The sequence below is a fragment of the Bradyrhizobium nitroreducens genome (assembly GCF_002776695.1).
Classification (GTDB): Bacteria; Pseudomonadota; Alphaproteobacteria; order Rhizobiales; family Xanthobacteraceae; genus Bradyrhizobium; species Bradyrhizobium nitroreducens.
Window position 1 is genome coordinate 1,225,122 of sequence record NZ_LFJC01000003.1, and the last position, 12,318, is coordinate 1,237,439.

Here is a 12,318-nt window from a genome sequence, read left to right on the forward strand (position 1 = left end):
GCTCAGGCAGCCGATCCCGCAATCACACGTTTGGTGCGATCAAGTACCCGCGGCGCCGTCTCTTGCAGCATCAGACAAACGAGACCTGCAGCGGTACACAACGCCGCCGCGATCCACATCGGGCTCGAAGGTCCCAGCGCGTCGGCAGCGATTCCAGCGAGAGCCGGCCCGGCGACGCCTCCCACAAGTTCGCCGATCCCCATGATGAAGCCGAGCGCACTTGCGGCATAGGCCGGCGGAATCGTCTCCGACGGAACAGTCGCCATGAACAACGAGAACGTCCCGGCTGCGAAATAGCCGATACCGAGGGTTACGACCATCAGGGGAAGCGGCCCTTCGAACGTGACGGTCGCAGCAGGTGCGATCGCGCCAACAAAGGCAAACAGTGAGAGCACCGGCCGGCGGCCGAAGCGATCAGACAGCGCGGGGACGACAATCGATGACGCCGCCGTTGCAATTCCAATCGCGGCCAGCGCGATACTCATGGCAGCCGGCGAGAGACCACGAGTCTGCACCAGGTAAAGTGGAAGGAACGTGACCTGGACCAGCAGCCACGGCACCATAAGGCAGCTCACGATCGCGCAAACCCAAATATTCCGGTGCTTCAGCATCGTGGTGAGCCGGATCCGATCGCGCGAGAATCTCTGCGTCACCGACGATGGCTCACGGATGAACATCCCAATCAGCGCAGCCACGACAAGCCCGGGCACAGCAGCGACATAAAAGGCATTGCGCCAACCATAGCTTTCCCCGATGGCGACCAGCGCAAGAGGCGCCGCGAAACTGCTGAGCAATGAACTTAGAAAGTTTTGCACAACACCCTGATTGAAACCGCGGCGGTGTTCCGAGGATTCTGCGGCCATGATCGATTGCGCAATTGGCAGCACCGGCCCTTCGGCCAGACCCATGACGAGACGGGCTGCGAGCAACGCCAGGAACGAATTCGCAAGGCCGGACCCCACCGAGCACACCGAGAAGATCACGATCGCGCAAACCAGCAGCGGCTTCCTGTTTTGCAGATAGTCGGAAAGGCGACCAACGGCATAGCCTGATAATGCCCAGGTTAGAGCCAAGCCAGCTGCAAGCAATCCCACTTGGCTGTTGTTCAAATTCAGCTCGGGAACGAAAAAGGGTGCGAGGAAGTTCAGCGCCAGACGATCGAAGAATACGAAACCGAATGCGGCTCCCATCAGGAGAACGACGAGGTTCTCATAGCTAAAAATACGGGGTTTGTTCATGGCTCCCTCCCAATCGCGTCGGCTTATTGTTCAACCGCGTTTTGCGCTCAGCTTGCGGCTACAGCTTTTGCCTTCTCTGGATGTATGTCGTCCCTTTCGTACAGATGGCGCATCCGTGCGAACTCAACGACCTGCTCGGCCACCAACGCGAGCTGTTTAGCGACGAGCGGATCGCCGCACGCACCGTCGACCGAGAATGGCCGCTGGGTTGAGTTGATCACCGCGGAGAATGGCGTCGGCCAGCCGCGAAGTGCGTGGACGATGCTGCGTGTGGTGGCTAACGTCGATCCCATGGCCTGAACTCCATCTGCGCAGACGATGGCAGCGACGGCACGACCGGTTAAGTAGCTTCGGACGTCTGCTCGAAGATCCTCCGCGTAGTCGAGCGCGTTCTTGAGGAGGCCAGACATCGAACCATGGTAACTTGGAGTGGCAATAATGATCCCGTCCGCCGCGCGTAGCGCATCGACCATGGGTTCCGCCCGCGGATCGCGTTCGACCGGATCGTACGGAGGAAGGTTGAGCAAGGGACCGGCGAATATTTTAGTTGCCGCACCAAGACGCTCGGCTTCAACCAAAGCGAGGCGAAGCGCCCTCTCCGAGGTCGACCCGGAGCGAAGCGTTCCGCCTAATCCGACGATCAGTGGCGTTGCGTCCATCATCGCAGTTGCCCCTTCCCCCGCGCGTCTGCGCTTGAAGGAGCGATCAGCCGGAACGAACGGAACCGCAGTTGAGCGTAGGACCGCCCTCGCTCAGCATTGGACAATGCCATACGCGTCTCTCCCAAGAATTCTGCATCGCTATTGCGATGCGCTTTGCGGAATTCAATCTAGGAGGGCGCGGGACGGCGCAGCCTGCACAAACTGGCCCGGCTTGCAAAAAACTGACATAGATTGCATGTCGCAATGCGGCATGATCGTCGGTCAGCCTGAAAGGACGATTTGTCAGCCCGTTGCGCCGATATGCATCGGGCGAGGATCCAGCCAGCCAACGGACAGTGTTCGTGAAATGCGATTGATGCGCAAACCCGCACTGCCGCGCACCGGCGAGGCTGTTGCGCGACCGGCCAGGAGACGCTTTGCACGTTGACCGGCAATCCAACAACATAGCGATAAGGAGTAACGCCGAGCGACGTGTTGAACATTCGGATGAAGTGCTCGGTGCTCATACCGCAGAGCCGCGAGATCTTCGAGTTTAATGCACCCTACAATATTGGCTTTGCCGAATTCGCAGATGGCATCGACAGTTGCCGGCGCTGAGCCGGCGTTCTACCGACCGCGGTGCAGCTACATCTGCTCTCATGCCTTGGGACGGACAGAGATTCACGCGGATGTCGCAGAGGATCCCCAGGTCAGACCAAAGCTGCTATCGAGGTAGAATCGGCTTGGCGCGTGACGAGATGCAAATGCTTGTCGAGCCACCGGCTCATCGCGTTCAGGTCAGACGCCTTCCTTGCGACCGCGAACACATAGTGGTCGGGGCGCACCAGAGCCGCGATAAGCCCGTGATCGCGCAGCCACGCGGCAAGCAGGCCGTCGGCTTCAACGATCGTCCAAGCCCCAGGTCCGCACGGCCTGGAGGTCTTCTCATCAGCCAGACACAGTATCATTCCGTCGAGTGCGCCAAGCCGTTGACGCAGGTTTGCGGGTACCTCGGCCAAATCGACCCTTGGCACGATGACTAGACGAAACGCGGCTCCGACCTGATCGTCGAGCAAAGCGATGCCTGCCTCGCTGACGATCCTGGGTTGGGGAAAGCGAGAGCCTACCGGAGGCCCTTGCTCGGAACAGAGCGCCCCCTCCATGAGCCCCGGGATCAAGCTTTGGCGATATTGGACTGCCGGCGGATCACCTTTCTCGCTGAGCATCCGCGCGTCACGTTCCGACGCCTTTGCGGGGTCAAGCTCGCAGATGATCCGGCCCAGCGCCTTGGCTGTTTCCGTCGTGGTCCTGACATGCGGACGCCGCTCGTGCTGATAACTATCGAGCAGCTCGACGCCTGAGCGCCCCTTGAGTACCAGCTCGAGCTTCCATGCGAGGTTCGCTGCGTCCCGGATTCCCTGGCACATTCCCTGCGCCATGAACGGAGGCGTCATGTGCGCAGCATCGCCCGCCAGAAGCACTCGGTCGCGGCGCCACCCGTTAGCAACCAGCGCGTGAAACACGTACGTCGCGGCTCGCCACAACTTACCGTCTTCGGGCGTGAGCCACCTCTCAAGCAAGCGCCAGATGGTTTCGTCCCTGTTCATCTCCTCCGCTGTTTCACCGGGAAGGACCATGAACTCCCACCGGCGGTGATTGCCGGAGCCCACGACGTACGTCGCCGGCCGCTGCGGATCACAGTATTGAACAACATTCCGCGGAAGTTTTCCGATGCCGCTTTCGTCAACGAGGACGTCTACGACCAGCCAAGGCTCGTCGAAATCGAGCGACTCGAAATCGCTGCCAATCAGCTTGCGGACCAAGCTTCCTCCACCATCGCACCCGACGACATAACGCGCGCGCAGTGTCTGCCTTTCTTCCGTTCCATCAATAATTGAGAGCTCGACGTGATCGTCATGCTGTGTGAGAGCCTCAAGCGTCTTGCCCAGTTGAATATCGACGGTCGGGATATCGGCGAGCGACAGGCGGATGGCACGCTCAAATGGCGGCTGCTGGAACATGAAACCTGGCTGCCACCCCTGCGCATAGGGCGGTGGCAGGGGCTCGTAGCAAGCGATGAGCTTACCGCCGACACCGTGATATTCGGTACGGGGATAAGGAACGACATAGGCGTGAACAGCGTCGGCCAACCCGAGGTTCTGAACAACCCGCATGATCTCGTGGTCGAACGCGATTGCACGAGGCAGTGGAAAGATATCGTCACTCTTGTCGAAGACGACCGTCGAGATGCCTTTCTGTCCCAACAATGCCGCAAGAATAGCGCCGACGGGTCCCATACCGACCACTGCGACATCGACAACTCCGGACATTCTGGTCTCCGTCTTCGAACGAGCTCGTAATGTAATGAACTATTCAGCGCGCTTCATCGATCAGTTTGCCGCCACCGCGGGCGCCGGCACATTGAGTCTGCTCGCCAGCGCCAACAACCGGGTGAAGGTCCCTTGCGCGAGCGGGATGCCCTCTCTCGATCGCCGGTCCCTCTCCTGGAAGCCTCGCTCGCCGGGCAGGTAAACCTGATCGACGCCTGCGGCCGGCGGCAAGTTCTTGATGGCGACGCGAAGGCGATCTACGTCCGGAATGAAGTCCTCGCCGAAAGCGGCTGGATCGAGCGCGGCGACGAGACCGTTGCCGCCGGGATCTCCGCCCTGCGACAATGCGACCGAGATCAACGGGTTTCCGACCAGGACGCTGGCGAGGACTTCGATCATCAGAGACAGTCCAGACCCTTTGGGACCGGCCATTGGCAGGACGGATTTGACCTTTCGCGGGTCGGTCGTTTCTTCACCATGCTTGTCGACGGCCCAGCCGCTAGGGAGCGACCGGCCCGCATCCTTCGCTGCCATGACCTTTCCGATCGCGACGGACGCTGTCGACATGTCAAAGAGCAAGGGCTGTTGCGGATCGCTGGTCGGTGCAGAAATCGCAATCGGGTTGGTAGACACCCCCTCTGCGCGAGATCCGTAATAGATCATGAGTGGCTTGGAGGCGGTCATCGCGATACCGATCCGCCCTGATTGGGCGACCTGTTGCGCATAATATCCGATCGCCCCCGCATGGCTTATGGAGCGGACTGCGCACCAGGCAAGTCCGTGAACTCCGGCGAGCTCTGCGGCGGAACGAGCCGCAGCATTCATGCCTACCGCACCCGGTGCCCGTTGCGCGTCGATCACGGCTACCGCTCCCTTACCGAAAACCTGCAAGGGGGTAGCAGCGGGATTGATCAGGCCAAGCTCGACCATCTCAACATAGCGAGGAATTCGCAAGACACCGTGCGAATCCGCGCCACGCAGGTTGGCCCAGACGAGCATCTCCGCCGTCTGTTCGGCGTGATCCGCTGTAAAACCACCCGCGTGAAGAAGGCTGGTTGCAAACTGCCGCAGGGCGGCTTCGCCGATCATGCTCGTTTCTGACGCGCCTCCCATCGTCAGGCACCAAGGGGGGACGGAAAGAACTTGTCGAGCCAGCCCTTGATAATGGCCTTTGTGCGCGGCGCATCTTCTTTCGCGAGCGGAAAATGCGAAGTTCCCGTGATCAGGACCAACTCTGCCGGTTGCCCTGCTCTCTCGAACATACGGACCGACTGCTCCGTGGGAGTGATCGTATCATTGGCGGTGTGCAAAAACAGAATCGGACGGGGAGCGATGTTTCCGACGACCTCGTCGGCGCGAAAATTGTACATGCTCCATGCCGTCTCGACCGGGATCTCCATGATCGCCTTCGGCGAGAGGTTCTTGCGCAAATGTTCCGGAATTGGGACGGCATCGAAGCGCGAGATCCACATGCTCTTGCCGGTTTCCTGCTTCTGCTTTCTCCCCTGCTCCAACAGAGACGTGAACTTGGCCCATGCTTCAGGGCCGGGATGCTGACCACGGAACTTGCGCTCGCCATCGCCCCAACCGCACGATGAGATGACGCAGGCGAATCGATCGTCCACACCCGCCGAATAGACCGCGACCGCCGCACCGAAGCTGTGGCCGACGACACCTATCCGCTTCGGATCGACCTCATCCCGCCCGGCCAAAAAAGTCAGCGCATTCTTGGTATCCGCCACCTGGTCGAAGCAGCGCACCTGCGCGCGCTCGCCTTCACTCTCCCCACAGCAACGGAAGTCGAAACGCAGGGCCGCATAACCCATTTGCTCGAGCATGTTGGCCTGAATCTCGGCGTGCGATTCATCCTTTGATCCGACAAAGCCGTGCAGGACGATGAAGGCCGGCAGCCGTTGCCCGGGCTTTCTCCCTTCCGGGACATGCAGGACTGCGGAAAGCTTGAGGCCGTCGGAATAAAATGTCAGCTTCTCTTGCATGTATGATGTCTCTGTTGAGATCTTTCGATCTGCTCGTCGCACGCCGGCGACTGGCGTCGGTCAATTGATGGCGGCAAACGGGAAATAGAACTGACGCCATTCCAAAGGTGCCGGCGTGCCCCAGACGTTCATCGCGCGAACATTGCCCGGGCGCTCGAGATTGGTAATCGTGTTTGGCGTGAAGGCCGCATCGTCTGCGATCAGGGCCATCGAACCTGAACACTCGATCATGGCCCCGCTAGCATCGGTATAGTACGCGTAGGTATTGTCGCCCGGACGATGGCGGCCTGGCCCCCAAAGCATCTGCTTGTCGAAGCGATCGAGCAGGTCGCCGAGCTTAAGATAATCGGTGAAATCCCTGAACTCGAACGAATAGTGGTGCAGGCCTACCTTGCCGCGAACGATGCCAACGATGTGATGCTGGCGGTTGCCGCCATACATCCACGTCAAGCTATCATCAGCCATGCGCTCCGAGACGCGAAGTCCGCAAATCGCCTCCAGTTGCCCGCACGTGACAAGGGGATCCGGCGAAGTCAGATTGAGATGGTCCATGCGGGTCGGACCGACACCATGGGTCGGATAGCGGCGACCATGGATGTTGTCGTGCGCAGGCGTGTGCACCTCGAATCTCAGGCCTTGCGGCGTCGCAAACGAGACGCCGGCAGCGAAGCAGGAGAGGCTCGGTCGGCCCGACAGTATGCGACAGCCGGCGTTCTCGACGCGGAACTCGACCTCGCGAAGAGCATCCGTGGTGAGAACCTCCAGTCCGATCGTGTGAACCGAGTTCTCGTCCGACCTCAGCAGCACCAGTTCCGCGGCGCGGCCGTTGGAACTCAACCAGGTCTCCCGCGCGTCGGAGTGCGTCACATGCAGACCAAGGATCTCGGTCGCGTCCCGCACCACGGCCTCGGTCGCCGTAGTGTTGATCTTGACGTGTCCGACGGCATGCACAATTGGCGGCATTTGGCCACTCCCCGGCTCTTTCATTGAAAATCAGGTATCTCATCAACGGAAGCCAATCAACAATTTTTCGATTAATGAAGCATTTTCGAAATTAAGCGGATATTCGCAGGGCTACCGGCCATCGCTTGGCACAGCGCTCCGGCGGGTCCACCCCTCAATCATTTGATATAATTTCGAAAACCAAGCATACTGACTTCGTCATGCAAATCATCAGGACTGTCCCCGATGCCCGATAGACCCAAGCCAGCAGGTGAAACGCGCGCGGCAGACGTGCTGCATCGGATGCGCGCCGATATCATCGCTTGCACGCTGAAACCGGGCGCGAAACTCCGGTTCGAGTCGCTTCGCGAAATGTATGCCGTGAGCTTCTCGACACTGCGAGAGGCACTTTCCCGCCTCGTCGCCGAAGGGCTGGTCGTTGCGGAAGACCAGCGCGGCTTCATCGTCGCGCCGGTTTCGATCGATGACCTCAACGACCTGACCTACGTCCGGGTCCTGATTGAGCGCGAATGTATCGCCCTCGCCATCAAGCGCGGCGACGACGCCTGGGAAGCGGCCATCATGGGCGCGTTCCACCGCATGGATCGCCTGCAGGCGCGGCTGGGCCTCAAGTACTACCTCTCGGAAGAGTGGAGCAAGCTGCACGGCGATTTTCATTTCTCGCTTGTCGTAGCCTGCCAATCGCCGAACTTGCTCGAGATCCGGCAAAAGCTGTTCGAACGGGCGCACCGATATCGGCGAATGTCGTCCCAGTTCCGCACGAAGTGGCGGGCCAAGGACGTTGAGCACAAGATGATCATGGAAGCGGTCATCGGGCGAGATACCGCGAAGTCCGAGAAATTGATCGAGCGCCACATTCGCGAGACCACGGCCAACGTTATCAAGTTCGCAGGCCATCTCTTCGCAGCTCCCGAAGAAGAACGACGCGGCCGGGCCGAACGCATTTCGGCATAGGCCGAGACCGCCTTTTCTATTCTTCCCGATCTTGCAGCCGCGATTATTGCTGCGGCCAAGTCAGCGCCGTCGAAAATTACGAAAAATCTTGCATTTTCGAAATTCCTCGCTGATGGTCTCCGAAACGGCCAGGCCTTGAGCTCGGCGTCCAAGAACAGACGGAGGAAACCATGGTTGTCCCTGAAACCATGACCGCGGCTCGGCTGCACGAGGTTGGCGGTGAGCTGAAACTTGAAAAGCTGCCGACTCCCAGGCCGGGCGACCTAGACGTCCTCGTGAGAGTGAAGGCTTGCGGCATCGTCCCCAATCTCGGGAACATCCTCGCCAATTGGCCCACATGGTTTCCCCACATGCCGCAGCCGCCCCTGCCGGCCATATTCGGGCTCGATCCGGCCGGCGAAATCGACGCGGTGGGACGACAGGTTCATGCGCTGAAGCCGGGTGATCGCGTGTACGTCAATCCGGGGCGGTCATGCGGCGCATGCCGTCATTGCCGCAGAGGCGATGCCATTTCATGTAAGCATTACGCGTTCCAGGGCTATTTTGGCTTCAGCGACGACGCTATGCTGACCTTCGCGCAGTACCCGAGTGGCGGCCTGAGTGAATACATGGTCGCGCCTGCCTCGGCGGTCGTGAGCATCCCTGATAATATGAGCTATGAGCAGGCCGCCCGCCTCGGCTATCTTGGGACCAATTACTCAGCCTTGAAGAAGGCCAACGCCGGTCCGGGCGACACCATCCTGGTCAACGGCATCAGCGGCACGCTCGGCATCGGCGCCGCGGTCTTTGGACCCGCCATGGGGGTCAAGAAGATCCTCGGGACGGGACGGGATCGCCAGCTGCTCGAAGAGGTCAAGTCACTCGCTCCGTCCCGCATCGAAGTCTTCTCGATCGACGACGGCAGCATCACGGACTTCGTGATGGAGCATACGAATGGCGAGGGAGCCGATGCCTTCATCGACTGCCTGGGGCCTGGTGCCAAGCACGAAACGTTCTTGCAAGGGCTCGCAAGCCTGAGGCGCGGCGGGATTGCCGTCAACATCGGCGCCGTCATGGGCGCGGTCGCCATCGATGTCCACTGGCTCATGGATCACTGCCAGCGTCTTCACGGTTCGCTTTGGTTCACCACCGAGGAAGGTCAGGAGATGGCTGACCTGGTCGCTGCCGGTGCTGCGAATCTGTCGATGTTCAAAACGCAGGGGTATCCGCTGGCGCAAGTCAATCAAGCCATCTCGGGAATTGCCGAGCGGCATGGCGGCTTTTCTAACTTCGTCATCTATCCCTGACCCGACGACGACTTAAAGTGAACTCTCTCAGAGGAGGAGAACGAGCATGACCGTCAGGCGTGTCGTCACGGGAAAGAACGCGAGCGGAAAGTCAGTGGTCGTGAGCGATGGTCCCTCACCTCGCGAAATGGCCCTCAAGCACACTCCGGGTTTTGTTTCGGCGCCAATCTGGATGTCCGAGGCGACCCCGTCGCTCTCGGCGGTCGCCAACGATCCGATGTCGAAGGCGGGCGCGAGCCTGCTGCCCACGGCAGGAGGATCGACATTCATGATCGTGACGTTCCCGCCGGACAGCGTGATGATGTCCCCAGATTTCGATCCGGCCAAGGCCGGCCCGGAGCATCTCGTGGCAACTCCAGGAATTGCCGAAACCTTCGAGATGGAAAATCCGGGCATGCACACGACGCCCACGGTCGACTACGCTGTCGTTCTCGACGGCGAAATCTGGCTCGAGCTCGACGACGGCGAAACGGTAAATCTGAAGCCGCGCGATACGATCGTTCAGCAGGCTGCACGCCACGGCTGGCGCAACAAGGGAAGCAAACCCGCGACGCTCGCGTTCGTCCTTCTGGGCGCCGAAGTGCGATAGTGCGCCGTTATCGGTCGATCCGCCCGATCTTAGCGTCGTCGGCCAACCCACTCCTAATACGTTAACCCGCGCATACGCTGCAGCGACGGACGTACTCTTCTGGTCAGCGAACCTCGATGACCGCTTCGTCCGATTCCTTGCTATGCAGCGCCTTAAGATAGGGGCGAGGCGACGGCATCGGACTCAACTCGAACACGTCAGCTTCCTCCTTCTCGGGGACGTAGAGCTTGTTCGGAAAGCTGCCCGCAAAGCGATTTGTATTCTTGTGGTTCGGCGGCAAATGCACATAGGACATGAAATGCATGGAGTCGAAGCGTACATCGGACATTGTCCCCCTGGTTTGGTGCGCGGGCCGATGAGGGCGCGTTTTTCGCAAGGCTAGGAGACGACCTGAACCCGCACTTGGACAAGACGGACTGGCTGGCACGAAACTGATGAGACTTTATTGCTGAAGTCCAGCTGGAGCGTCCCGGCTATACTTGGGCGGAACGTCGATAAGCGGCCGGCGTCAGGCCCGTGAAGCGACGAAATGCGCTCGTCAGATGCTGCTGGTGCGAAAACCCACATGCTAGAGCGATCTCGGGAAGGCTTCGAATCGACGACCCTGCCAGCAGCCGCCTCGCCTGCTCCACTCGCAATTGCAGGACGTAGCGATGAGGCGGCACGCCTGTCGTGGCCTTGAACCTGCGAATGAAATGCGCCGGACTCATCCCGCACATCCCCGCGAGCTCGTCCAGCCTGATATCGGTTGAAAGGTTTTCTTCAATAAACTCACGTATGACCCGGATCTGGCGCGTATTGAGCTGCCTCGCTCGGCCCCTTCTTTGCGGTCCGGATCCGGGGCTGCGTGTCAGGATCAATCGGCTCGCGATTGCTAGAGCTACGGAGTCGGCGATCAGTGCGTTTGAGGATTCCTCTTCCCGAAGCATCTGCTCGACTACAGACATCAGATGGTAGGTGATGACCTCGGCCTCGCCGAAGAGAGGCTCGAGCTCGATGCGAACGTCGTTCGTCAATTCCTGAAACAGTTCAGAGTGCAGATGAATATGGACGGTGTCGAGCGGCGTATGCAGATCTACCTCGCAGTCGTGCCCCGGGGGCAGAAAGAACACATCTCCTGGACCTGGAAATCGTGGCGTCACCCGCCCGCGCGTCCGATAGACTAGCTTCGCCGGCCCTCGAACGGACATCACGAGAAGAGCATTGCTCCCGACGGCAAGATGAGCTCTGGACGGCTGTTCCCGCTGCAGGGAGGCAAAGATGGTCTTCCAGCCGCGATTCTCGCTTGACGCTTCAATTCGCGCGGCCGATTGGTTCAGCACGGAGTGCACCCGTGGTCGATTTGACTGATCGGATTGGTACATTGCAGACCCGCTGGCTATGCGCGCTATGCCTCGTCCTCTTGCCGGCTCGCAGAGTTGCGATACTGTCCCGGCGTTAGTCCCGTGACCTTCCGAAAGACCCGCGTCAAGTGTTCCTGGTGGCAGAAGCCGCAATGCAACGCAATTTCGGCCAAGCCTAGACGCCGGTCGGCCATCAAGCGTTTCGCCCGCTCAACTCGTGCGGACATGACATATTGATATGGCGATTGTCCGACGGACTTCTTGAATGCGCGGGTGAACCCTTTCGACCCGAGTCCACACGATCCAGCCATCGCATTTACGCCGATCTCGCGCTCGATGTTCTCGCGTACAAACGCCTGAACTTCGCGGAGCTGCTGTCCCGAAAGGCCGCCCGGGCGCCCCAGATCTTTGGCACCAGTTTGGCCTAAGAGCAGCAGCCGCGTAGCTATCGCCCTCGCGATAGCGCCGACAAACGCTGCGGAGCGCGGAAGCCCTTCCAGGTCGGCCTGGACGACGGCTCGGGTCAGATGCTCCAGCACCGGGTCATGAGCAACGAACGGCTCGATCGCGGGCCGGCGCCCGACGAAAGAGAACAGACCCGACCATAGATGGATGTGAGCGGATTCCAAAACCGCGCCTGGATCAATCTCGCAGGCTTGACCTTCCGGCAAAAACAGGATGCCGCCCTTGGTGAGACGGTCGGTCGTTGTTCGGCCGTGGACATCAAACGACACGTTGGCATGGCCGCTACGAAGGAAGATCACGAGGCAATCACCCAGCGCAGTAATCTTGCGCTTCGTCGGCACCTCGTGTTGAAGCGAGACACGAAGATTAGACCACTTCAGCGGCCCGCTTGTCGCCAAGACGCCGCCGCCGGCCATCCGAGGTGCTCTTCGCTCGATTGCCGGCATCGTTCCTACTCAGCTCGTATGATCCCGCACATGGGTGCTTAGGCCTCGTATATCTCCGTAATGTCG

12 protein-coding genes are annotated in these 12,318 nt (G+C 60.0%); 3 read left to right on the plus strand and 9 right to left on the minus strand.

All coding sequences use genetic code 11. The annotated features are described in order from the left end of the window. Positions 1-2: 2 nt before the first annotated feature. The 6 genes from TSA1_RS06160 to TSA1_RS06185 form a co-directional block, all read right to left on the minus strand. On the minus strand, positions 3-1,238 hold the full coding sequence (locus tag TSA1_RS06160; RefSeq protein WP_100175567.1) for an MFS transporter: 1,236 nt from the start codon (positions 1,236-1,238) through the stop codon (positions 3-5). Positions 1,239-1,285: 47 nt separating this feature from the next. Beyond that, the gene (locus TSA1_RS06165) at positions 1,286-1,900 is read right to left on the minus strand and encodes an NADPH-dependent FMN reductase (protein ID WP_210421882.1); all 615 of its coding nucleotides are present in this window, start codon (positions 1,898-1,900) and stop codon (positions 1,286-1,288) included. Positions 1,901-2,589: 689 nt separating this feature from the next. Beyond that, complete coding sequence (gene mhpA / locus TSA1_RS06170; RefSeq protein ID WP_100175568.1) at positions 2,590-4,209, minus strand: bifunctional 3-(3-hydroxy-phenyl)propionate/3-hydroxycinnamic acid hydroxylase MhpA; 1,620 nt, start codon at positions 4,207-4,209, stop codon at positions 2,590-2,592. Between the two features lie 60 nt (positions 4,210-4,269). Further along, a complete protein-coding gene (locus tag TSA1_RS06175; RefSeq protein ID WP_245448133.1) occupies positions 4,270-5,298 on the minus strand; it encodes an Ldh family oxidoreductase in 1,029 nt (342 codons plus the stop codon). A 26-nt stretch (positions 5,299-5,324) separates the two neighbouring features. Beyond that, positions 5,325-6,206, minus strand: coding sequence for an alpha/beta hydrolase (locus TSA1_RS06180; RefSeq protein ID WP_100175570.1), 882 nt, complete (start codon positions 6,204-6,206; stop codon positions 5,325-5,327). Positions 6,207-6,266: 60 nt separating this feature from the next. After that, positions 6,267-7,193 carry a VOC family protein gene (locus TSA1_RS06185; protein WP_245448135.1) on the minus strand — a complete coding sequence of 309 codons (927 nt, stop codon included), beginning with the start codon at positions 7,191-7,193 and terminating at the stop codon, positions 6,267-6,269. Between the two features lie 201 nt (positions 7,194-7,394). On the opposite strand from TSA1_RS06185, the gene TSA1_RS06190 reads away from it, so the two are divergent. The 3 genes from TSA1_RS06190 to TSA1_RS06200 all read left to right on the plus strand — a co-directional run bounded on the left by TSA1_RS06190 (position 7,395) and on the right by TSA1_RS06200 (position 9,998). Then, the gene (locus TSA1_RS06190; RefSeq protein WP_100175572.1) at positions 7,395-8,123 is read left to right on the plus strand and encodes a GntR family transcriptional regulator; all 729 of its coding nucleotides are present in this window, start codon (positions 7,395-7,397) and stop codon (positions 8,121-8,123) included. 170 nt (positions 8,124-8,293) lie between these two features. Further along, positions 8,294-9,409 carry an alcohol dehydrogenase catalytic domain-containing protein gene (locus TSA1_RS06195; protein WP_100175573.1) on the plus strand — a complete coding sequence of 372 codons (1,116 nt, stop codon included), beginning with the start codon at positions 8,294-8,296 and terminating at the stop codon, positions 9,407-9,409. 46 nt (positions 9,410-9,455) lie between these two features. Continuing rightward, positions 9,456-9,998: a cupin domain-containing protein gene (locus tag TSA1_RS06200; RefSeq protein WP_100175574.1), complete on the plus strand. Its 543-nt coding sequence runs from the start codon at positions 9,456-9,458 to the stop codon at positions 9,996-9,998. A 103-nt stretch (positions 9,999-10,101) separates the two neighbouring features. On the opposite strand, the gene TSA1_RS06205 is transcribed toward TSA1_RS06200, so the two are convergent. The 3 genes from TSA1_RS06205 to TSA1_RS06215 all read right to left on the minus strand — a co-directional run bounded on the left by TSA1_RS06205 (position 10,102) and on the right by TSA1_RS06215 (position 12,222). Next, on the minus strand, positions 10,102-10,326 hold the full coding sequence (locus TSA1_RS06205) for a hypothetical protein (RefSeq protein ID WP_100175575.1): 225 nt from the start codon (positions 10,324-10,326) through the stop codon (positions 10,102-10,104). Positions 10,327-10,471: 145 nt separating this feature from the next. Then, a complete protein-coding gene (locus TSA1_RS06210; protein ID WP_161497190.1) occupies positions 10,472-11,320 on the minus strand; it encodes a helix-turn-helix domain-containing protein in 849 nt (282 codons plus the stop codon). Positions 11,321-11,385: 65 nt separating this feature from the next. Continuing rightward, the gene (locus TSA1_RS06215; RefSeq protein WP_161497191.1) at positions 11,386-12,222 is read right to left on the minus strand and encodes a helix-turn-helix domain-containing protein; all 837 of its coding nucleotides are present in this window, start codon (positions 12,220-12,222) and stop codon (positions 11,386-11,388) included. Positions 12,223-12,318: the final 96 nt, after the last annotated feature.